Genomic DNA, 21768 nt, shown 5'->3' on the forward strand with positions numbered 1-21768 from the left:
GCGGATGCTGAGGACAGCCGACCGGCCGATGATGCGATGGACCAGGCCGTGTTCGGCGTCGTTGGTGCGATGACACAGGGCGACATGGGACAGAGCGCCAATCCCTTCACCGTGGGCTACGAGGACAATCCCGTCGTCGGCTTCGGCTATCAGTTTTTCCCCTATAGCATCGGCGAGGTGAAACTCGGCCTCGAGGCAGGACTTGCCGGCCGCTTCGGCGGCGATGCCAGCGCCGAAATCTGGGGCGGCCTGGTGGCGCGCTACGACGGTTTCGTGATCGCCGACAAAGTCCGTCTATCGCCGGCCTTCACTTTCGGTATCAGCCACGTCACCGGAACCATGGAGGGCAGGGAGCAGGACAACGAGGACAGCCGCAAGAATGGTGACGCCCGCACGCTGTTCTACCTCGGTCCCGAGATCAGCCTGTCATCGGTCCCGAGATCAGCCTGTCATCGGTCGACAACCCGAACCGCGAACTCTTCTGGCGCTTCCACCACCGCTCCGGTGCCTGGGGCACGCTGGGCAACATGGAGGGCGGTTCGAACGCCAACCTCCTCGGCGTCCGCTACCGTTTCTGACCGGCTCTTATCCTGCCGCCAGACCTCGCCGCGCCGTCGCTCAGAAGCGGCCGCTGAGATCGACGCGGAAGGATTGGTTTACGACGCCATCGCCGTTGAAGGCGGAGCGATAGCGGGCGGAGATCGATGCCTTCTCGGTGCCGCTCAGGGTGATGCCAAGGCCTAGAACCGCGTTGTTCCTGCGGTCGGTCGTGCCGGGGATGACGTAGTCGATCGGCCAGTTGCTGTCGGCATAGGTCGTTGTGGTGTCGCCGCTGTCGAACAGGCTGTGGGAAAAGTCGAGCGAAAGCTCCGGGGTCAGCACCGCATCGTCGAGCAGGATCGCGTAGGAGATGTCGAGGCCGAGCGTTGCCGTCAGCTTGTCTACCGTCTGCCGCGACAGCGCCACGTTCTCCCAGTCGGCCCCCGTTTCCGTCATCGCGTTGAGCACGGAATGCGAGGCGCTGATACGCCCGTGCGGCGAGACCGTGAAGCCACCTGCCGTCCAGTCATAACCGCCGCCAAAGGCGGCGAAGAACTGGTGACCGTGACGCTCGGCCTCTGCCTCGGCCGAATTGGTCCCCGTGATCCGCACGGAAGTAAAATCAAGCAGTCCGACGCCGGCAAGGCCATCGACATAAAATCCGTTGCCCAGCGTCTGGAGACCATACACGGTCACGCTGGCGGCACGGTTGCTGCTCGTGGTGCCGCGCGACCCGATCTCATCCTCGTCGATGGCAAAGCCTAGTCCGACGCCGGCCGTCAGATACTCGGTGATGCGATAGTCCAGTCCGGCGGTGAGGTTGACCGTCTTGAAGGTCGAGTCATTCCCTCCGCGGCTGGCATCATCGTCGCCGAACATGATCGAGCCTGCGCTCCAGAAGGCGAGGTTGCCGCCGGCGATGGGCGAGCAACCGCCATTGGCGTCGATGGGTGCGGTTCCGCCATGGCCGTCGTCGGCGGTTATCTGCAGGCTGTTTTCCAGGCAGGGCGTGGTGCGAAGCGACCGCAAGTGGTCCTGTACCGTGTCGATCTGCACCTCGGCGAGACGGACCGCTGCGCGCGCCTGCGCCTCGACAAGGCCGACGAGATCGGCGTCGCTGTTGAGCAGGGGCCGTGCGCTGACCGTGAACGTGACGGTCGACGGCGCGGACGTGCCGCTTGCACTGGTCAGCGTGTAGGTGGCGATGGCGGTGCCGGTGAAGGTCGGGTTCGCTGTGAAGCGAAGCTGGTACCGACCCGACGAGAGTGCGGCGGCAAAGGCGGCATTGCCCGTCGAGGCCGCTGTGTCGCCCAGGATGATGACGGCGTCGCCGGCGTTTGGTGGCGACAGCGAGAGGAGCCGCGCTCCGGTGAGCGGCCCACCGGTCGCGCCGGTCGTCAGATCCACCGTCGTCGTCACGCCCGAGATCGCGGAGACCGTGATCGGCACGGTTGTGACGCTGACGTCGACGGCAAGGGTGATGACGGTGCTTGTGGAAGCACCGAGCGCATCGGTGGCCCGGAGCGTCAGCGGATAGGAGCCGCCTTCCGTCGGCGTTCCGGAAAGCGTCGCCGACGCTGCATCGAAGGACAGTCCGTCCGGCAGGGCTCCCGTCATGGTGAAGCCGTACGGAGCCGTGCCATTGCTCGCCGTAAAGGCCTGCGAGAACGAATTGCCGACGGTTGCGCTCAGCGAACCGGACGGCGAGATGGCAAGGGCCGGCGCGCTGATTGTGATCGAAACCGTTGCAGCCGCCGACGTACCGCCGCTGTTGGTGGCGGTATAGGTGAAGCTGTCGGAGCCCGAATACCCGGCCGTCGGCGTATAGGTGATCGACGTTCCGCTGGCGGTTGCGGTGCCATGTGATGGCGAGGATGCGACGGCGACGCTGGTCGCCGTCCCGCCACCCAGCGACAGCGTTATGGCATTGTCGGCGGAATTGGCCGCGACGGTGGCCGCGACGTTCGCAGCCGTCGGGGGTTCCGCGCTGATCGTGATAGAAACCGTTGCAGCCGCCGACGTGCCGCCGCTGTTGGTGGCGGTATAGGTGAAGATGTCGGAGCCCGAATACCCGGCCGTCGGCGTATAGGTGATCGACGTTCCGCTGGCGGTTGCGGTGCCATGTGATGGCGAGGATGCGACGGCGACGCTGGTCGCCGTGCCGCCACCCAGCGACAGCGTGATGGCATTGTCGGCGGAATTGGCCGCGACCGTGGCTACGACGTTCGCAGCCGTCGGGGCTTGATCGGCCACGGTGAAGTTGACGGTGATGACATCGTTTCCAGCTATCATGCACATGAAGTCATCACGCCAGGCAGCGTTTATCGTCACCGTATAACTTCCCGGTCTCGTCGGAGTCCCGGAATATTTAAAGATGGGGTTGGTGGAAAATGTATATAGAGAGACGCCGGGGGGAGGTGCGCCTGACGCAATGCTCGCACTTGTCACTTGTGCCGAACTACACGCCCCGCCCCCTGGATTATGATAAACTAGTCCATTCGCGTATGTTCCCACCCTCATCGGAATGTCAATGTTGGCATTGGCGGCGAACGCCGATGGTACCGCTGCCAAAATGCCGGCCAGAAGAAGGACACAGGACAGGATTATGCCGATCGGACGGCCGAAAAATCGAATAAGCGTCAACGGAATTACCTCAATCGCGGAAGGAAAAGCCTTCCACCTCTTGGATCGGCGTCTCGGAGATCAAGATTGTCCGAGAACGCGCACGGGACACCCCGTTTCAAAATGTCATGCCGAGCTTCGCGGTGGCCTGATGTTCGACGCTGCTTTCGCCGAACCGGCCGGAATAGCCGATCGCCAGGCTGGTGGTCTGGCTGAGATCGAGGCTGACGCCGAGATTGACCATCGCGGTGTCCCGATCGGCGGACGCGCTGGAGATCACAAAATCGTCTGAACCGGCAAACGCCATGGTCGCCTCGCTCGACAGATCCCCGAAGGTGTGCCGCCAGCCAAGCCCGGCCGAAAGCCGGCCGAGCATTCCCTGCCAGGCGATGTCCCGGTCGAGGCGCACGCCGAGCGTGGCCACCAGCTGGTCGTCGTTTGTGGCTTCCTTCGACAAGGCAGCCGCGCCACCGTTTTCGGTGAAGGCATCGGTGCGCGTTTGCACATAGGCGAGATTGGCGAAGGGCTCGATGTGCACGAGATCATGGTCGAAGCGCCAGGCGGCCTCGGCGAAGGCCTGCGAGGTCGTGCCACGATAGTCGGCCGTCAGATGGTCGGTGAAGCCCGGGAAGGCGACGGTGCGCTCGCTGTCGATCTCCTGGATGCTGTGGATCGCGCCGAAGCGCAGGGAGAGCGGGCCAAGATGCCGGCCGCCGTAAAGGCCGAGATAATAGCTGTCGATGGAGGCGCTTGCCTCGATGCCATCGCTTCTCAGCCTGTCCTGGCCATAGCCGGTGAGGGCCCCAAGCTGCCAGCCGTCACCCAGGGGACGGTCCACTCCGAACAGGACGCCGCCGCCGCGCGCCATATTGCCCAGCGCGTTTCCATCACCGTCGAGCGTCGTCAGGCCGCCGAAGCCGCTGGCCCAGAACGCTGTCGCGGGCAGCTCGTCCGAAAATCCGGCAAAGCCGTCCTCGTCATAGGCGGCCACTGCCGAACTGCCCGTCATGGGGGCGTTCATCGTATCGCGAACGCGGTTGATCACCACGTCGCGGCTGAAGGCCGATCGCGACAGCATGGACGCCGGTATGCTGGCATTCAACTCTCCGGAAAGCTGCTGGAAGGCGTTGTCCGGCGCGCCGTCCGGGAGATGGAGTATGGCGTCGTAAAGTGTTCCCGATCCCATCGCGTCGATGGCGTTGGCGGTGGCGCGGCCGTTCGCCGTGGTCGCCAGGTCGGCGAAGGCAACGACATCATCATCGTCGTCGTCGTCGTCATCGTCGTCATCATCATCCGGACTGCGGCTGAGTATCAGGCTGATGCTGTCATTGTCGTAGGCAAGGGCGGCGGACAGATAGGCAAAGTTCTCGGTCACCGACGTGAAGGCGCCGTCGATGCCGCTGTCGGCGGTCAGGATGGTGTAGGTGGTGTCGAGCGCGTACGTCGAACCGTCATCCGTGCCGTTCTCGGCGGAGACGGAGACGGACGCGCCGTCACCGACGGTCACGACGCCCGTTGCGTGAATCAGGTCTGATCTGCCCCCGGCGTCCACTTCGACGGCGTAGGTCGAGCCGGATCCGAAGGTCAGGTCGCCATCGACGGTGAGCGTGCCGATCGAATTGCCGGGCGCTATGGTCGCGCCGGAGGTGAGGGTGACATCCGACACCGTGCCCACGCCGCCAAGGATGCCGCCGTCCAGGATCAGGATCGTGCTGGCGAACCTGGAGCCGACCGACAACGCGCCGCCGTGGATCTCGGTGGCGCCGGTGAAGTTGGAAAGGTCACCTGTCAGGCTCGTATATCCGGAATAGATGTCGATCTCGCCGTGTCCCGTTATGTCTGCGGCGAATTCGTAATCGTCATCGGTGTGGTTGAAGACGATCGTCCCGGTGCCTTCTCCGAAGGCGAGGGTTCCGGCATTGACGGTACCGGCCGCGACCGCCGTCTCGCCCGCCGCGGCGCCAATGTTCAGCGTGCCGGTGGAGCCTGCCTGGTCTGCGATGGTGATCGTTTCGTCGCCGGCGTTGACGGTGACCGTGGCACCATCGGCGACAGTCAGAACCCCCGAACCCTGGTTGCCAAGCATAAGCGAAAAACCAAGATCAAATGTCGATCCGGCACCTGTGACGGCGATCGTACCCTCACGATTCGAGTAGAAGCCCAGGACTGAATACATGGCGGTTACCTCCGCACCGTCGGAGATATGGAGTGTGCCAGAGCCTGCCGAGCCGACCACAAGCTGCTCTCCGACATTCAGTCTGGATCCATTACCGGTGACCGTAACCGCGCCCTCCGAACCGAGTAGGTTGCCAATAACGGTGTTTTCTTCTGAGGTGACCTCCGCGCCGTCGGCGATCGTCAGTTTGCCCGAGCCGTTCCGGCCGACAATCAAGAACGAGCCCGCACCGAGGCTTGATCCGTCGCCGGTGACGGTCACGGAACCGTTGCTGCCGTAAGAGTATCCTAGAAATGTGCCATCGGCTGTGACATCGGCGCTGCCGGAGATATCGAGCGTGCCTTCGCCGGATGAGCCGATGTAAAGAGTGCCACCAACGTCGTGCTGCGTTCCCCCGGAGTAAACCTGACTGCTGCCGCCATCGATGATCTCGTCGGCAAGTGCGCGAGACAGCGGAGCGCCCGTCACGATCAGGGAGGTGGATGTGAGAAGAACGGCTAGGCGCGCGCCGGGACGAAGGCGGTGAAAATTCACGAATAAACTCCCCTCAAGTCGATCGCGACTGAAAATTCCCCGCTTGCATGCCGCGAAGCAGGGCCGTGTCGCAGGCCGAAACTAGAAAAGGCAGTGCCGCGCCCGCTATCCGCTTTCCGCAAAAGCGATCGGACGCATGTTTTTTCTTGCTATTTCAGGAGGTCAGAGTCGAAGACGGGCTTTCGCCGAACAACTTCCGATAGTCGGCGGCGAAGCGGCCGAGATGCAGGAAACCGAAGCGCATCGCAACTTCGGTGACCGTGGTTTCCGATGGGAGGGCTTGGCGCAGCAGCGCGCGGGCGCGGTTGAGCCGGCAGATTCGGATATAGGCTAGCGGTGAGACGCCGACATATTCGTGGAACGCATATTGAAGACCGCGTTCGGAAACGCCGAGTTCCTCGCAAAGGCGGCTGATCGAGGGCAGTTCGTCTTTTTGCAGCTCCTCTTCTATCCGCGCCCGCGCCCGCCGCCCTATATGGAATCCGCGTGCACGTTCGCCGGCACTCACGTCGCTGAAACCCTGCTGCTCGCTGGCGGTCAGGATTTGAAGCACCGTTTCCCTCATGGTCCCGCTCAGCCTTTCAAGGTCGACGGCGTCACCCCTGGCGACGGCCGCGCCGACGGCCTCGAACCAGATCGCTGCCGCAGTCTCGAACATCGCCTTGTCGGCCATGTCGATTGCCCGCATGCCTTCGGCTCTGTCGTTCCAGTTCGCCGGTCGAAGCGCCTCGATGGCGCGCAGCAAATCGTCTTGCGGGAAGCTGACATAGGTTGTCTGCGAGCCGCCGGCGATCAGCAGATCGAATTCCGTCTGACCGGGAAGAAAGAACACACAGCCGATCCCGTCTTCGCCATGCACCGAAATGCGATTCTTTCCCGGTGTGCAGATTGATAACGTGCAGAAATTCCTGGGCGTGGTCCCCACCTTGTGAACCGAGGCCGTCTGGGTCTCGCGCACGATCTGCTGGGTGCCGAGGTCAATCACATCCATCGTGCCGACGGACCGGCCCGGCGTCAGCTGATTGCACTCCATGGCGACCCATGGCTGTCGCCTGGCCTGTTGGGCGGCATCTTCGACCACCGACGACGACAGCATTTCAACAGGTCTCCCGGACATGCCGATCGACGCTTTCGCCGTGTGAATTCCTGTGAAATCGTCCCTGCCCATGGCTTCCGAGTGACACCTGCGGTTCTCTTCCTGGTCGCGGACAATGCCTCAACTTGCAGGTTCAGGGCAACGATGCCGCAAGCGTCTGGCGCTCCAAACCGGTGTATTTGCACGAAGCGAACAGTCATGTGCAAAGTGTGCCGGGCCGCAATTCCTCAGATGTCGAGGTTGTCCGCGAAGGCCGCGCGGTCCTGGATGAACCGGAAGCGGGCCTCGGGCTTGGTGCCCATCAGCGCGTCGACGGCATCCCGGGTGCCCTCGAAATCGACATCGTCGATCTCGACCTTCAAAAGCGTCCGCTTGGCCGGGTCCATCGTCGTTTCCTTGAGCTGCGCCGGCATCATCTCGCCGAGGCCCTTGAACCGGCCGACTTCGACCTTCTTGCCCTTGAACACCGTCTCCATCAGTTCCGCCCGGTGCGCGTCGTCCCGCGCATAGACGGTCTTCGCGCCCTGACGGATGACGTAGAGCGGCGGCACCGCCAGATAGAGGTGGTTGCCCCGGATCAGCTCCGGCATTTCCTGGTAGAAGAAGGTGATCAGCAGCGAGGCGATGTGGGCGCCGTCGACGTCGGCATCGGTCATGACGATGATGCGTTCGTAGCGCAGATCTTCCTCACGATATTTCGTCCGCGTGCCGCAGCCGAGCGCCTGGATCAGGTCGGCGATCTGCTGGTTGGCCATCAGCTTCTCGCGGCTGGCGCTACCGACGTTGAGGATCTTGCCGCGCAGCGGCAGGATCGCCTGGTTGGCGCGGTTCCGCGCCTGCTTGGCCGAGCCACCGGCCGAGTCGCCCTCGACGATGAAGAGCTCGGCACCCTCCGCCGTGTTCTGCGCGCAGTCGGCGAGCTTGCCGGGCAGGCGCAGCTTGCGCACCGCCGTCTTGCGGTTGACTTCCTTTTCCTTGCGCCGGCGCAGCCGCTCTTCGGCCCGCTCGATCACCCAGTCGAGCAGCTTCGCCGCCTCGTTCGGATTGTCGGCGAGATAATGGTCGAACGGATCGCGCAGCGCGTTTTCGACGATGCGCTGGGCCTCGACGGTCGCGAGCTTGTCCTTGGTCTGGCCGACGAATTCCGGCTCGCGGATGAAGACTGAAAGCATACCCACCGCCGAGATCATCACGTCGTCGGTGGTGATCTGCTGCGCCCGCTTGTTCTGCGTCAGTTCCGCATAGTTCTTCAATCCCTTGGTGAGCGCGATGCGCAAGCCGCTTTCGTGCGTGCCGCCTTCGGGCGTCGGGATGGTGTTGCAATAGGAATGGATCGCCGGATCGCCGCCATACCAGGTGATCGCCCATTCGAGCGCACCGTGGCCGCCGGTCTTTTCCGTCTTGCCCGCGAAAATCTCGCGCGTGACGGTGAACTCCTTGCCGAGCGTCGCCGCCAGATAATCCTTGAGGCCTCCGGGGAAGTGGAAGACCGCCTTCTCCGGGATTTCGCCGCCCTCCGGCACCATGCCGGGATCGCACGACCAGCGAATTTCGACGCCGCCGAACAGATAGGCCTTCGACCGCGCCATGCGGAAGATGCGGCCCGGATCGAACTTCGCCGCGTCGCCGAAGATCTGCGGGTCGGGATGGAAGCGCACACGCGTGCCGCGCCGGTTATGCACGTCGCCAAGTTCTTCCAGTCCGCCCTGCGGCACGCCGCGCGAGAAGATCTGCCGGTAGAGCTTGCGATTGCGTGCCACCTCGACCTCGAGATAGTCCGACAGCGCGTTGACGACGGACACGCCGACCCCGTGCAGGCCGCCCGAGGTCTCGTAGGCCTTGCCGTCGAACTTGCCGCCGGCATGCAGCTTGGTCATGATCACTTCGAGCGTCGACTTGCCCGGCACCTGCGGATGCAGTTCCACCGGTATGCCGCGGCCGTTGTCGGTCACCGTCAGGAACCCCTGGGTGTCGAGATGCACCTCGATGAAGTTGGCGTGTCCGGCGACCGCCTCGTCCATCGAGTTGTCGATGACTTCCGCGAACAGATGGTGCAGCGCCTTTTCGTCGGTGCCGCCGATATACATGCCGGGCCGCATGCGCACCGGCTCGAGCCCTTCCAGAACCCGGATGGAGGATGCGCCGTAATCGTCGCCCGACGAGGTCGCGGGTGCCGCCGGAACCGGACGCGGGGCAGGGGCCGCCTGCGCAACCGGGGCGGCCGGCTGCGGCCGGGGCTCGGGGGCGGGGTCCGGCTTTGCAGGTGCCGGCACGGCGGAGAAGAGATCGTTGTTGTCGTCCATGTCGTCTCTTGTTCTCGGGCGGCGCGGTGCGGCTTTGACGGAGCGCACACGATCGCCGCATTGGGTCCCTTGGATCGCGAATCGGCTGGATCTTGCCAGAAAGGCGGATGGGTCGCGACCGCGATACGCCCGGATGTCCGGCAATCGCGGTATTTCGTGGCGAATCTTTGCGTTTCCCGGGCGCCCGTGGCAAGACCGCAATGCCCTCGCAGTACAGGAAGGGACGAGGATGTCCACAGGTCATTTCCGCATCGCAACGCTGGCGACGGTCCTTCTGGGCCTTTCAACGCCGGTTTCCGCCGCGCCCGACGGCCCGCTGAAACCCTTCAAGGACGACCTGTTTTCCGGACAGGCGGTGCTCGAAACCCGCGACGGCGGCGATTTCGAGGTGATCGACTACCAGGAACGGCGCGACATCAACGGCCGCGACCAGATCCCCGAACGCCGCGCCAAGGCGAAATACGTCTCCCTTGGCGTGAAGAAACAGCAGGCGAACGAAACACTGAACCTCGCGACCGGTCCGCTGCCCGTCACCCGCGTCGGTCGCGCCGAAGGTGCCGCCTTCACCGTCATCTTCATTCACGGCAGGGGCGGGGACCGTCGTCTCGGGTCGAACGACTTCTCCTTTGGCGGCAATTTCAACCGGCTGAAGAACCTCGCCATCGACAATGGCGGCGTCTACTACGCCCCGAGTGTGCCGTCCTTCGATGCCGCCGGCGTCACGGCGGTGGCCGGCCTCGTCGCCCATGCCCGGGCTGTCTCGCCCGGACGCCCCGTCATCCTCGCCTGCGCCTCCATGGGCAGTTTCATCTGCTGGGGCATCGCCCGCGAAACCGCCGCCGTCGCCGATCTCGCCGGCATGATGATCATGGGCGGCGCCACCGATCCCGACTTCCCGAAAAGCGCCTTTGCCAAAGCGAAACTGCCGCTCTATTTCAGCCACGGTTCCGCCGACAGCGTCTACGCCGCCACCGATCAGATCGCCCTTTACGACCGCCTGAAGAAGGCCAGCTATCCGACCCGCTTCACGCTCTTTGCCACCGGTTCGCATGGCACGCCGGTGCGCATGACCGACTGGCGCGGCGCGCTGAACTGGCTTTTCACGGTGAAATGACCCGCCAAACCGGCCAATTTTCACCATAAGCGCTGATTCCTCGGTCGTTTCGGCCCCCGGAACCTTTCCTTTAGGGTCAGGTTTTGCTAGGTCGACGCGATGTTATAGAGGGATGAGAAGAGATCATGACGCCAGACGTTCGCCCGCTGGTCGCGGGAAACTGGAAGATGAACGGCACGCGCGAGGCGCTGCCCGAGCTGAAGGCCATGGCCGACGGCGTCAAGGGCGACCTGTCGAACAAGGTCGAGGCGCTGATCTGCCCGCCGGCGACGCTGCTCTATGTTGCGACAGCGCTCTGCGAGGACAGCCCGCTTGCGATCGGCGCCCAGGATTGCCACCAGAACCCGTCCGGCGCCCACACCGGTGACATTTCCGCCGAGATGGTCGCCGACTGCTTCGGGACCCATGTCATCGTCGGCCATTCCGAACGCCGCACCGATCACGCCGAGACCGATCACCTGGTCCGCGCCAAGGCCGAAGCGGCGTTTGCCGCCGATCTGACCGCCATCATCTGCATCGGCGAGACGGCCGAGGAGCGCAAGGCCGGCCAGACGCTCGATATCCTGAAGCGCCAGCTCTCCGGTTCCGTCCCTGATAGCGCTGTCGCGGCCCGCACGGTGATCGCCTACGAACCCGTATGGGCGATCGGCACCGGCCTGACGCCGACGGCCGCCGACGTCGCCGAGGCCCACGCCTTCCTGCGCGAGGAACTGGTGAAGCGCTTCGGCGCCGAGGGTGGCAAGATGCGCATCCTCTATGGCGGCTCGGTCAAGCCGGGCAATGCGAAGGAGCTGATGGCGGTCGCCAATGTCGACGGCGCGCTGATCGGTGGCGCCAGCTTGAAGGCGGCCGACTTCCTCGCCATATACGGCGTCTACGAGAGCCTGCTCGGCTGAAAAGCGTCCAAGGGGCTTTCCTTGCGCGGACGGCTGATGTAAGGAGCCGGCCAACACGAATTCGCATGGCCCGCAAGGGCAGGATGGATATTCCATGCAGACCGTTCTGATCGTCGTTCACCTCATGATCGTGCTGGCGCTGGTCGGCGTCGTGCTGATCCAGCGCTCCGAAGGCGGTGGCCTCGGCATCGGCGGCGGCTCCGGCTTCATGTCGGCGCGCGGCACCGCCAATGCGCTGACCCGCACGACCGCGATCCTGGCGACGCTGTTCTTCATCACCTCGCTCGGGCTTGGCATTCTCGCCCGCTACCAGTCGAGCCCGACCGACATCCTCGACCGTATCCCGGCCGGCCAGACCGGCGGCAACGTTCTCGACCAGCTCGGCGGCTCCGCACCGGCTCCGGCCACCGGCGAAACGCCCGCGGCCCCGGCAGCACCTGCTGCCCCGGCCCCGGCCCCGGCCGACCCGAACGCCGTCCCGACCGGCAACTGATCGGTCAGGCATGACATCCTCCGGCGGACCCTCAAAAGTCCGCCGGTTTTCTTTTGTCCACATTCCGCCGCGCCGACAAAAAAGTCGGGACAGTGCTCTTTTGGGCTGGCGGAATCAGTTTCTAGAAGGTATCCGGTGACTCCCATGGCGCGATATGTATTCATCACAGGCGGCGTGGTTTCCTCTCTTGGCAAGGGCATCGCGGCCGCGGCACTCGGGGCATTGTTGCAGGCACGCGGCTATCGCGTTCGTCTCCGCAAGCTTGACCCTTATCTCAACGTCGATCCGGGCACCATGAGCCCGACGCAGCACGGCGAGGTCTTCGTCACCGACGACGGCGCGGAAACCGACCTCGACCTCGGCCACTACGAGCGCTTCACCGGGCGCTCGGCCACCAAGACCGACAACATCACCACCGGCCGCATCTACAAGAACATCATCGACAAGGAACGCCGCGGTGACTATCTCGGCGCCACCGTCCAGGTCATCCCGCACGTCACCAACGAGATCAAGGATTTCGTGGTCGAGGGCAACGAGGACTATGATTTCGTCATCTGCGAGATCGGCGGCACCGTCGGCGACATCGAGGCCATGCCCTTCATGGAGGCGATCCGCCAGCTCGGCAACGACCTGCCGCGCGGCACCGCCGTCTACGTCCACCTGACCCTGATGCCCTATATCCCGGCCGCCGGCGAATTGAAGACAAAGCCGACCCAGCACTCCGTCAAGGAACTGCAGGCGCTCGGCATTCATCCCGACATTCTTCTCGTACGGGCCGACCGCGAGATCCCGCAGGCCGAGCGCCGCAAGCTGTCGCTGTTCTGCAACGTCCGCGAAAGCGCCGTCATCCAGGCGCTTGACGTCGCCAACATCTACGACGTGCCGATGGCCTACCACAAGGAAGGCCTCGACAACGAGGTGCTCGCCGCCTTCGGCATCGAGCCGGCCCCGAAGCCGCGTCTGGAAGCCTGGGAAGACGTCTGCGAGCGCATCCGCACGCCGGAAGGCGAGGTGACCATCGCCATCGTCGGCAAGTACACCGGCCTGAAGGACGCCTACAAGTCGCTGATCGAGGCGCTCCAGCACGGCGGCATCGCCAATCGCGTCAAGGTCAAGCTCGAATGGATCGAGTCGGAAATCTTCGAGAAGGAAGACCCGTCGCCGTGGCTTGAAAAGGTCGACGGCATCCTCGTGCCCGGCGGCTTCGGCGAGCGCGGCTCGGAAGGCAAGATCCTGGCCGCCCAGTTCGCCCGCGAGCGCAAGGTTCCCTATTTCGGCATCTGCTTCGGCATGCAGATGGCGGTCGTCGAAGCCGCCCGTCATCTCGCCGGCATCGACAAGGCCTCGTCCACCGAATTCGGCAAGACCGAGGAACCGGTCGTCGGTCTGATGACCGAATGGATGAAGGGCAACGAACTCGAGAAGCGCTCCTCCGCCGGCGACCTCGGCGGCACCATGCGCCTCGGCGCCTACCGTGCCTCGCTGAAGTCGGGCACCAAGATCGCCGAGATCTACCGCTCGACCGACATCTCCGAGCGTCATCGCCACCGCTACGAGGTCAACGTCGACTACAAGGAAAAGCTCGAAGGCTGCGGTCTGGTCTTCTCCGGCATGTCGCCCGACGGCCTGCTGCCCGAAACGGTGGAATACCCCGACCACCCGTGGTTCATCGGCGTCCAGTACCATCCGGAACTGAAGTCCCGCCCGCTCGACCCGCACCCGCTGTTCGCAAGCTTCATCGAAGCCGCCAAGGAACAGAGCCGCCTGGTCTGACTGTCGGCCTGCTGCGAGAAAGTCACGAAAAAACCCGGCAAAACTGCCGGGTTTTTCTTTTTCAGCCGCCGCAACCTATGCGGCCGTCATCCTCGGGCTCGATGTAAAGCCCGAGGATGACGCCGCTTGGGAGCCTTCGCCTCACATCGCCGGCAGCACCGTAATATCCCGCACCGCGCTGTCGACACCCGTCACGTCGCCAACCTTGGTCGCGGCACCCGTTTCCAGGTTCACCGAATAGAGCGTCCGGTCGGCGACCAGATAGGCCGTGTTGGCGCCGCCTTCCATGCCCTGGATGTCGAAGGCATAGCTTGCCTGCGGGCCCTCGATGCCGAGCTTGCCGATCGCCTTCAGCGTGCCGTCGTTCGGCTTGGTCTGCTGGATCAGCGCGCCGATCGTGGCGTCGATATTGTACATCGCGGTCGCTTCCGGCTTGCCGATCGAGTTGATATAGGCCGCCGCCACGATATTGGGTGTCTCGCCCTTGTGCATGTCGCCGTCCTCGAAGGCGAGGCTGCCGTCGACGGTGACGGCACCGGTATCCGGATGGACGCGGTGGTTGGTGGTGCCGGTCATGAAGCGAAGGCGGTCAGCCATCGGGTTGAAGTCGACGACAACAGGCGCGTCCGTCATCGGCAGCATCGTGTCCATCTTGGCGACTTCCGTCGCGGCACCCGTCTCCAGGTCGATGGTGACGATCGCATGCTCCGGCGTTACGCCGACGACCGTCTTGTTGCCCGGACGGAAGTCGATGCCGACGAGCTTGTCGACGCCGGTGACCTCCATGGTCTTGCTGACCTCCGGCTTGTCGGTGTCGAACATGACGAGCGTCTTGTCGTCCGTTAGCCCGAGAACCGGGGCGGCCGAGGCGGCGAGGGCGGAAAGGCCAAGCGCGGTGCCGGCGATCAGGGCGAAACGAATGGTTTTCATGTGATATCTCCCGATTTGTTCATCCAGTCGGAAGCAGGCCTTTGCCCGGGCTTCCGTAACTGAAGACACGGCGGCGGCACCGTTTGGATGCAGCCGTGGTGAAAATTTTTCGTCCATGCATCCGAAAGCCCTGTTGCGCGCGTATAGCCTTCGAGGGTGTTTGCGCCCTCGCGACAACGGAGATGCGCGTGAATTCCATGACGACCACGGTGGACCCTCTGGCGGACGCGATCGCCGGATGCGCCAGCGGTGACAAGACTGCCCTCAGGCGGATCTTCGACAGCGAGGGCGGCAAGCTTGTCGCCGTCGCCGAGCGCATCCTGCGCCGCCGCGATCTCGCCGAGGAAGCCGTGCAGGACGCCTTCCTGCGCATCTGGACCCATTCCCATCAATACGCGCCGGACCGTGGCTCCGCGCGCGGCTGGATCTACGCCATCGTAAGGAACCGAGCCCTCAATCTCCTGCGCGACGGCAGGCGCGAGTTCACCGTCGACGAGGTGGAGGCCATTCAGGAGGCAGAACGCTCCGACGAGATCATGGCTGCCTGGCACCGCCTCGACCGCGATGCCCGCCTGCGCGACTGCCTCGGCGCCCTCGACGAGACGCGCCGTCGCGGCATCCTGATGGCTTATGTCGGAGGCTATACCCACGGCGAGATCGCCGGCCGCCTGCGCATCCCGCTCGGCACAGCCAAGTCGTGGATTCGCCGGGGGCTGACCGCGCTCCGGGAGTGCATGGCATGACAAACGGCTCCCCCACAACGCCGCCCGGCGGCAACGATAGGGACGACATCCGCGCACTCGCCGACGAATACGTGCTCGGCCTTCTCGATGCTGCGCGCAAGGAAGAGGTCGAACGCGCGATCGACCGCGACCCGGCGATGCGCGCCGCCGTCGCCGAAAGCCGCGACCGCTTCCTGCCCCTCGACACCGGCATCGAGCCGGTCGAGGCGGGCGAGGGGCTCTGGCAGCGCATCGAGGCCGGATTATCCACACTTGCCACAACGCCGCCGTCGGCCACCTCGCCCACGGACCCGTCCGCCGCGACCGCGACCGCCCCCGGAATGGACTCTGCCGCGGCAGGTCGCCTAGCATCCGGCCCCGCGTCGAAGCCGGGATCCGTGCCGTCGCGTGGAGCACCGACCGGGCCGGTCACGGCCGCAAACGAAAGCGTCCAGACGGATACGGCGCAGTCTCTGTCAGGCGAAAGTCCGGCGGCTCGCGCCACGACCGAGCGTAATCGTCGAGGCGATGTTGGCGACCCGCAGTCCGGCGGCCCGTTGTCCGACGGTACTATCCGCTCCTCCGGCGAGGGCCCGGTGGCCGCTGCGGCCGCGCAGTCCGGATATGACGAGAACAACACTGCACTTGGTCCGATACCGCCCGGAACAGCCACGCCTGCCAACGACAACCGCGCTGCCCCTTGGCGTATCACGGCGCTCGCCTCGCTCGCCGCCACGCTTGTTCTCGCCGTCGGTCTTGCCTTCAGCCTGCTGCGCACGGTGGACCCAGTGGTGATCGCCGTGCTGCTCGACGAGAAGGGTGCGGTTCAGGCCGTTGTCGAGGATTTCGGCAACGAGAACGCCAGGGTGCGCCTTCTCGCCGACTTCGCTGTTCCCGCCGACAAGACCATCGAGGTCTGGACCCTACCGTCCAAGGACGTGGGTCCAGTCTCGCTTGGCCTCCTCGCCGGCGCCCGCTCCGCAAGCCTCGACGGCCCGCCACTGCCGGCCCCGCGCGACAACCAACTCTACGAACTCACCCTCGAACCCTTCGGCGGCTCCCCCACCGGCCGCCCCACCGGCCCGATCCTCGCCAAGGGGTTTGCACGGGAGCCGTTGTGACGAGCGAGGGGAAACCGTCAGCCACACGGCGGCACCAACTCCCTCCAGCCTCATGCTGGTGCGCCGACGGCGCCTCGAAGCACGAGGCTGGCCGCTGACGGTGCCGCCTAACGCTCCCATGCGGGGGAGAACGGAGAATTGAAGACTTGAAATGAGCACAAGCCGCCTAAACTTCAGATTTTCCTGGAGAGGGGCGCAGTTCCCGTGGCACACCCCTCACCAAACCCCTCTTTTGCTTTGGCCCCTGTTGGTGCGTCTCGCGGGCTTGGCTTTGGATCCTCGGGTCATCCTCGGGTTGACGGGGTGGGGTTTATCCTCCACCGGAAACCCGACGCTCCTCCAGAGAGGCCGAAGTCGCGGATAAAAACCGCCGAACGGGGTACCGGAAGGTACCACTATACTAAACTAACGAGGTGCCCCCGGTACCCCGTCCGCTTCCCCTGTGTTTCGAGTGACGGGGAAGACATTACAGGTGATGCCGAACCGGAGGGGGAGAGCCTCTGCGGGGTTTTGGGGTGCGCGGTTTTCTGAGCTTGGGATTGGAGTAGATGGAGAATGGGATTGAAGATGATGGACGACATGGCGCGAAAGGAAATGTCGAGACTTGCCCCTCATCCTGAGGCGCCCTCGCGAACGCGAGGGCCTCGAAGAATCCTGCAGGGCACGCCGGCGAGCGACGGTAGATGGATGGAACGGTCCCCGGCCGAATGCACCCTTGGATGGCCCTCCAGCCGGTGTTACACTGGCTATGCCGACCTTTCGATGGAGGAGAGATGCGCCCGACAACGATTTTGCCCGCTCTCCTGACCGCCCTGCTGACGACCGGCGCGGCCCATTCTCAGGAACTGCCGGCGATCGACTGGGGATCGGCCGGCAGAGACGAAGCGATGAGCACGGAACCGTTGCCTCAAAAGACGGCCGAGGTGCCGGACGACGGCTTCGAGTGCAACACCGTGATGGTCGACCGCACGAATTTCGGGACCACCGTGCACGAACGGGTCGCCGGAGACAGGGACGAGGATCTTCCGGGCCTGCCGCGTGAGGTTCGGCGTTGCAGCCGGGAAGGCGTTTCCTTCGAACTGTCGCCGCCGGCGCCCTGACGTCGGCGGCGCGACGGACATCTGACGCCAATGTTTCGGCCTGTGACATTTCGTTGACGCCGTCTTTGGATCATTCTTTTGCCACGAGCGTTGAACATGACTGCCGGCGGGGCGTTCGCCTCGCGCTGGCGGGCAGCCAACGAATTGAAAAAGGAGTACAGGGATGAAAAAGACCCTTGCAGCGGCATTGTCCGCATCGATGGTCACGGCGAGTGCGGCCATGGCGGCGGACGCCGTCTATCGTGCCCCGGAGCCGGTTCCGGCCTACGAGAGCGGCAAGACCGGCGGCGTGCGCATCGGTTATCTCACCTGCGATATCGGCGGTGGCGTCGGCTACGTTCTCGGCTCGGCCAAGGAAGCAACCTGCACCTTCTCTTCGGCCATGGGATCGGAACCGCTTGACACCTATACCGGTGCTATCCGCAAGATGGGCGTTGATCTCGGCTTCACCACGCGCTCGAAGCTGGTCTGGGCGGTCTTCGCGCCGACCGCCGGTTATCACCATGGTTCCCTCGCCGGCCTCTACCAGGGCGCAACGGCAGAAGCGACGGTCGGAGCGGGTATCGGTGCCAACATCCTGATCGGCGGCACCTCGGGCTCGATCCACCTGCAGACCGTCAGCGTCACCGGCCAGCTCGGCCTCAACGTTGCGGCAACAGGCACGTCGATGACCCTGACGCCGGCAGGCTGATCGTCAGCCTCACCCAAAAAGCAAAGGCCCGGCAGCGATGCCGGGCTTTTCTGTCGGACCGTAGCGACGGGCGTCAGGCCACATCCGGCTCGCGCAGCAAAAGAACCGGGCAGGGGCTTCCCGCTTCCAGCGCTGGGGCATGGGGCGGACGGATGATCAGGCATTCGGACTTGGCGAACATCTTCATCATCGACGAATCCTGCTTGCCGTGGCTGCGGGCGAGCAGGCGGCCGTCGGCATCGCGACGGAGTGTCCCGCGAACATAGTCCTGCCGCTGGTCGTTGGCGGGCATGGCCGTCTCGCTCACCGCCATCCGTTCGCGCGACAGGGGCGATCGGCCCGAAAGCGTCAGTAGCAGCGGTTCGAGAAACAGAAGCCCGCAGACCATGCTCGACACCGGATTGCCGGGCAGGCCGAGCACGTGCATGTCGCCCAGGCTCCCGACCATCAGCGGCTTGCCGGGGCGCATGGCGATCTTCCAGAAATCCAGCACCATGCCGCAATCGACGAGCGTCTTCTGCACCAGATCATGGTCGCCGACCGAGGCGCCGCCGAGTGTCACCAGCACATCGGCGCCGGCGGTTCGTGCCTTTTCAACGGCCGCCGCGATCGCCGGAACCTGATCCGGCACGATGCCAAGATCGAGCACGTCGGCCCCGGCCTCGCGGGCAAGGGCGGCGATCCCGAACGTGTTCGAGCCAATGATCTGCGACGGACCCGGCATCTCGCCAGGCCGCACCAGTTCGTCGCCGGTGGCGAGCAGCGCCACCAGCGGCCGGCGGTAGACATCGAGCGTCGCATGATTGGCCGCGGCGGCGAGCGTCAGGCAAGCGAAATCGAGACGGCAATCCTTTGCGAGCACGACCTCGCCTTCGGCGAAATCCTGCCCGCGCGGCCGGATATGACGGCCGGGCTGGACGGCAAATGTCGTGCGGATGCGGTTGCCCGAAAGCACCTCCGCATCTTCCTGCAACAACACGGAGGTCGCACCGGCCGGAACCGGCGCGCCGGTGAAGATGCGCACCGCCTCTCCCGGACCGACGGAGCCTTCGAAAGCGTGGCCGGCCGCCGATTCGCCCATCACGGTGAATTCCGATCCAACCGCGGGCGCGTCCTCGGCCCGCAGCGCGTAGCCATCCATCGCGGAGGCATCGAAGGGTGGTTGGGTGAGCCTGGCGGTAACGTCGGCGGCGAGTCTGCGCCCGTCGGCCTCCATCAGCCCGACCGTCTCGGTCCGGGTGATCGGAGTGGCCCGCGTCAGCAGCCGGGCCTGAGCATCCTCGACCGGCAGAAGCGTCATGGGTTCAATCCTCCGCGCGGCGGTAGTCGCCGGACTTGCCCCCGGTCTTCTCCACCAGCCGGATGCCGCCTATTTCCATCGCCTTGTCGGCGGCCTTGGCCATGTCGTAGATCGTCAGGCAGGCGACCGAAACCGCCGTCAGCGCCTCCATCTCGACGCCGGTCTTGCCGGTGAGCTTGACCGTCGCGGTGACCTTGAGACCCGGCAGGGCGGCATCGTCCTCGATGTCGACCGATACCTTGGTCAGAAGCAGGGGATGGCAGAGCGGGATGAGGTCCGATGTCTTCTTGGCCGCCATGATGCCGGCCAGCCGCGCGGTGCCGATCACGTCGCCCTTCTTGGCATCGCCGGCCCGGATCAGCGCCAGCGTCTCCGGCCGCATGCGGATATGGCCTTCAGCAACCGCGACACGCACCGTCTCGCCCTTGGCGCCGACATCGACCATATGGGCCTCGCCGGATTCGGAGATATGGGTGAGGCGGGTGTCGTTGCTCATTCGGCCGCCATCGTCGCGGCGTCGCCGGTCAGAAGCGTCTTCGTCGCGGCGGTCACGTCGTCCTTGCGCATCAGGCTCTCGCCGACGAGGAAGGTGGAGATACCGGAGGCCTTGAGCCGCACGCAGTCGTCATGGGTGAAGATGCCGCTTTCGCCGACCAGCAGCCGGTCGTCCGGCACCATGGTGGCAAGACGTTCGCTCGTCGAAAGGCTCACCTCGAAGGTGCGCAGGTTGCGGTTGTTGATACCGATCAGCGGAGAGGAAAGTGTCAGCGCCCGCTCCATCTCCTCTTCGTCATGCACTTCCACCAGCACGTCCATGTCGAGGTCGAAGGCGCACTGTTCCAGCTCTCGCGCTTCGGCATCGGAAAGAGAAGCCATGATCAGCAGGATGCAGTCCGCACCCCAGGCCCGGGCCTCGAACACCTGATAGGTGTCGAACATGAAGTCCTTGCGCAAAGCCGGCAAAGAGCAGGCATTGCGAGCCGCCGTCAGGAATTCCGGCGCGCCCTGGAAGCTCGGCGTGTCGGTCAGTACCGAAAGGCATGCGGCACCGCCCGCGTCGTAGGCACTGGCAAGCGCCGGCGGATCGAAATCCGGGCGGATAAGGCCCTTGGACGGGCTCGCCTTCTTGATTTCGGCGATCAGGCCGAATTGACCGGCTGCCTGCTTTGCCCGGAGTGCCTTCAGGAAACCGCGCGGTGCCTCCTGGTCGGCGGCGCGGCGCTTCAGCTCCTCGAGAGACACCTTCGCTTTGGCGGCCGCGATCTCTTCGCGCTTGTAGGCTTCGATCTTCCTGAGGATATCGGTCATGCCGGCTGCTCCGCACGGTTGGACACGGCGACGAGCGTGTCGAGCGCCGCCGAGGCAGCGCCGCTTTCAAGCGATTCGGAAGCCAGCGTCATGCCCTCCTCGATCGTCTTCGCCTTGCCGGCGACCATCAGCGCGACGGCCGCGTTGCAGAGGGAGATGTCGCGGTAGGCATTGCGGGCGCCGGAGAGAACCTCGCGCAGCGCCGCCGCGTTGGCGATGCCGTCGCCGCCCTTCAGCGCTTCGAGTTCGACGGTCGGCACGCCGAAATCCTCAGGCAGTAGTTCGAACTCGCGGATCTCGCCATTCTCCAGCGCCGCGACCTTCGTCGGGCCCGTGGTGGTGATCTCGTCGAGGCCGCTGCCATGCACGACCCAGGCGGTGGTCGAGCCGAGGTCGTGCAGCGCTTCGGCGAGCGGCAGCACCCATTCCGGCGCGTAGACGCCGAGAAGCTGGCGCCTGACGCCGGCCGGATTGGAGAGCGGACCGAGCAGGTTGAAGATCGTCCGGGTCCCGAGTTCGACGCGGGCCGGACCGACATGGCGCATCGCCGAATGATGCATCTGCGCGAACATGAAGCCGATCCCGGCTTCACGGATGCAGGCGGCGATCGCCTCCGGCTCGATGTCGAGCTTCACACCCAGCGCCGAGAGGCTGTCGGCGGCACCCGATTTCGAGGACAGCGCGCGATTGCCGTGCTTGGCGACCGGAACGCCGGCGCCGGCGGTGATCAGCGAAGCGAGCGTTGAGATATTGTAGGTGCCGGTCCCATCGCCGCCCGTGCCGACGATATCGACGGCGTTCTCCGGCGCCGATACAGGCAGCATCTTAGCCCGCATGACACTGACGGCGCCGGCGATCTCGTCGACGGTCTCGCCACGCACACGAAGCGCCATCAGGAAGCCGCCGATCTGCGCCGGGCTTGCTTCTCCCGACATAATGATCTCGAAGGCTTCGCTGGCCTCGCGCCGGTCTAGTGGCTGGCGGGCAGCGATCCGGGCGATATAGGGTTTCAGGCCGGTCATGCGCGATCCCTCCCGTTGCCCCGTGCC

16 protein-coding genes and 1 pseudogene are annotated in these 21768 nt (G+C 64.8%); 8 read left to right on the top strand and 9 right to left on the bottom strand.

Going from position 1 to position 21768, the window contains the following annotated elements:
* Positions 1 to 618 precede the first annotated feature (618 nt).
* The 4 genes from J5J09_RS10685 to parE all read right to left on the bottom strand — a co-directional run bounded on the left by J5J09_RS10685 (position 619) and on the right by parE (position 9271).
* Entirely contained in the window at positions 619 to 2871 is a 2253-nt protein-coding gene (locus J5J09_RS10685; protein ID WP_208550053.1) for an autotransporter domain-containing protein, read from the bottom strand.
* Between the two features lie 409 nt (positions 2872 to 3280).
* Positions 3281 to 5872, bottom strand: coding sequence for an autotransporter domain-containing protein (locus J5J09_RS10690; protein ID WP_208550058.1), 2592 nt, complete (start codon positions 5870 to 5872; stop codon positions 3281 to 3283).
* A gap of 154 nt (positions 5873 to 6026) precedes the next feature.
* Positions 6027 to 6968: a helix-turn-helix domain-containing protein gene (locus J5J09_RS10695; protein WP_208550060.1), complete on the bottom strand. Its 942-nt coding sequence runs from the start codon at positions 6966 to 6968 to the stop codon at positions 6027 to 6029.
* Between the two features lie 227 nt (positions 6969 to 7195).
* The gene (gene parE, locus J5J09_RS10700) at positions 7196 to 9271 is read right to left on the bottom strand and encodes a DNA topoisomerase IV subunit B (RefSeq protein WP_208550063.1); all 2076 of its coding nucleotides are present in this window, start codon (positions 9269 to 9271) and stop codon (positions 7196 to 7198) included.
* 229 nt (positions 9272 to 9500) lie between these two features.
* On the opposite strand from parE, the gene J5J09_RS10705 reads away from it, so the two are divergent.
* From J5J09_RS10705 to J5J09_RS10720, 4 genes are all read left to right on the top strand, one after another.
* Positions 9501 to 10385, top strand: a complete 885-nt coding sequence (locus J5J09_RS10705) for an alpha/beta hydrolase (protein ID WP_208550065.1) — start codon at positions 9501 to 9503, stop codon at positions 10383 to 10385.
* Between the two features lie 125 nt (positions 10386 to 10510).
* Complete coding sequence (tpiA, locus tag J5J09_RS10710; protein WP_208550069.1) at positions 10511 to 11281, top strand: triose-phosphate isomerase; 771 nt, start codon at positions 10511 to 10513, stop codon at positions 11279 to 11281.
* A gap of 94 nt (positions 11282 to 11375) precedes the next feature.
* Positions 11376 to 11774 carry a preprotein translocase subunit SecG gene (gene secG / locus J5J09_RS10715; protein ID WP_208550071.1) on the top strand — a complete coding sequence of 133 codons (399 nt, stop codon included), beginning with the start codon at positions 11376 to 11378 and terminating at the stop codon, positions 11772 to 11774.
* Between the two features lie 135 nt (positions 11775 to 11909).
* On the top strand, positions 11910 to 13547 hold the full coding sequence (locus J5J09_RS10720; RefSeq protein WP_348646441.1) for a CTP synthase: 1638 nt from the start codon (positions 11910 to 11912) through the stop codon (positions 13545 to 13547).
* 141 nt (positions 13548 to 13688) lie between these two features.
* Here J5J09_RS10720 and J5J09_RS10725 read toward each other — a convergent pair whose 3' ends face one another.
* The gene (locus J5J09_RS10725; RefSeq protein ID WP_208550076.1) at positions 13689 to 14477 is read right to left on the bottom strand and encodes a DUF4394 domain-containing protein; all 789 of its coding nucleotides are present in this window, start codon (positions 14475 to 14477) and stop codon (positions 13689 to 13691) included.
* 197 nt (positions 14478 to 14674) lie between these two features.
* On the opposite strand from J5J09_RS10725, the gene J5J09_RS10730 reads away from it, so the two are divergent.
* The 4 genes and pseudogenes from J5J09_RS10730 (at position 14675) to J5J09_RS10745 (ending at position 18111) form a co-directional block, all read left to right on the top strand.
* Positions 14675 to 15220, top strand: a complete 546-nt coding sequence (locus J5J09_RS10730; RefSeq protein ID WP_208553534.1) for a sigma-70 family RNA polymerase sigma factor — start codon at positions 14675 to 14677, stop codon at positions 15218 to 15220.
* Positions 15221 to 15798: 578 nt separating this feature from the next.
* Positions 15799 to 16320 (top strand): annotated as a pseudogene (locus tag J5J09_RS23025) (anti-sigma factor); the annotation flags it as partial.
* A 773-nt stretch (positions 16321 to 17093) separates the two neighbouring features.
* On the top strand, positions 17094 to 17420 hold the full coding sequence (locus tag J5J09_RS10740; protein WP_208550080.1) for a hypothetical protein: 327 nt from the start codon (positions 17094 to 17096) through the stop codon (positions 17418 to 17420).
* Between the two features lie 163 nt (positions 17421 to 17583).
* A complete protein-coding gene (locus tag J5J09_RS10745) occupies positions 17584 to 18111 on the top strand; it encodes a DUF992 domain-containing protein (RefSeq protein ID WP_208550081.1) in 528 nt (175 codons plus the stop codon).
* 73 nt (positions 18112 to 18184) lie between these two features.
* Here the strand turns inward: J5J09_RS10745 and glp are convergent, their stop codons facing one another.
* Genes glp through trpD form a run of 4 tightly spaced genes read right to left on the bottom strand, consistent with a single transcriptional unit; the run spans position 18185 to position 21741 of the window.
* Positions 18185 to 19411, bottom strand: a complete 1227-nt coding sequence (gene glp / locus J5J09_RS10750) for a gephyrin-like molybdotransferase Glp (protein ID WP_208550083.1) — start codon at positions 19409 to 19411, stop codon at positions 18185 to 18187.
* Positions 19412 to 19415: 4 nt separating this feature from the next.
* On the bottom strand, positions 19416 to 19907 hold the full coding sequence (gene moaC, locus J5J09_RS10755) for a cyclic pyranopterin monophosphate synthase MoaC (protein ID WP_208550090.1): 492 nt from the start codon (positions 19905 to 19907) through the stop codon (positions 19416 to 19418).
* The gene (gene trpC, locus J5J09_RS10760) at positions 19904 to 20719 is read right to left on the bottom strand and encodes an indole-3-glycerol phosphate synthase TrpC (protein ID WP_208550092.1); all 816 of its coding nucleotides are present in this window, start codon (positions 20717 to 20719) and stop codon (positions 19904 to 19906) included. Before trpC ends, moaC begins: the two co-directional genes overlap by 4 nt.
* Positions 20716 to 21741 (bottom strand): anthranilate phosphoribosyltransferase, encoded by a 1026-nt coding sequence (gene trpD, locus J5J09_RS10765; RefSeq protein WP_208550096.1) that lies wholly within the window; start codon positions 21739 to 21741, stop codon positions 20716 to 20718. The genes trpC and trpD overlap by 4 nt, the downstream gene beginning before the upstream one ends.
* Between the last annotated feature and the right edge of the window lie 27 nt (positions 21742 to 21768).

The organism is Ciceribacter sp. L1K22 (assembly GCF_017599385.1).
In the GTDB taxonomy this organism is placed as follows: domain Bacteria; phylum Pseudomonadota; class Alphaproteobacteria; order Rhizobiales; family Rhizobiaceae; genus Allorhizobium.

Coding starts and splice junctions, on each gene's coding strand:
- J5J09_RS10695 (WP_208550060.1), bottom strand. CDS start 6,968: ATGCTGTCGTCGTCGGTGGTCGAAGATGCCGCCCAACAGGCCAGGCGA.
- parE (WP_208550063.1), bottom strand. CDS start 9,271: ATGGACGACAACAACGATCTCTTCTCCGCCGTGCCGGCACCTGCAAAG.
- J5J09_RS10705 (WP_208550065.1), top strand. CDS start 9,501: ATGTCCACAGGTCATTTCCGCATCGCAACGCTGGCGACGGTCCTTCTG.
- tpiA (WP_208550069.1), top strand. CDS start 10,511: ATGACGCCAGACGTTCGCCCGCTGGTCGCGGGAAACTGGAAGATGAAC.
- secG (WP_208550071.1), top strand. CDS start 11,376: ATGCAGACCGTTCTGATCGTCGTTCACCTCATGATCGTGCTGGCGCTG.
- J5J09_RS10725 (WP_208550076.1), bottom strand. CDS start 14,477: ATGAAAACCATTCGTTTCGCCCTGATCGCCGGCACCGCGCTTGGCCTT.
- J5J09_RS10730 (WP_208553534.1), top strand. CDS start 14,675: ATGACGACCACGGTGGACCCTCTGGCGGACGCGATCGCCGGATGCGCC.
- J5J09_RS10740 (WP_208550080.1), top strand. CDS start 17,094: ATGCGCCCGACAACGATTTTGCCCGCTCTCCTGACCGCCCTGCTGACG.
- J5J09_RS10745 (WP_208550081.1), top strand. CDS start 17,584: ATGAAAAAGACCCTTGCAGCGGCATTGTCCGCATCGATGGTCACGGCG.
- glp (WP_208550083.1), bottom strand. CDS start 19,411: ATGACGCTTCTGCCGGTCGAGGATGCTCAGGCCCGGCTGCTGACGCGG.
- moaC (WP_208550090.1), bottom strand. CDS start 19,907: ATGAGCAACGACACCCGCCTCACCCATATCTCCGAATCCGGCGAGGCC.
- trpC (WP_208550092.1), bottom strand. CDS start 20,719: ATGACCGATATCCTCAGGAAGATCGAAGCCTACAAGCGCGAAGAGATC.
- trpD (WP_208550096.1), bottom strand. CDS start 21,741: ATGACCGGCCTGAAACCCTATATCGCCCGGATCGCTGCCCGCCAGCCA.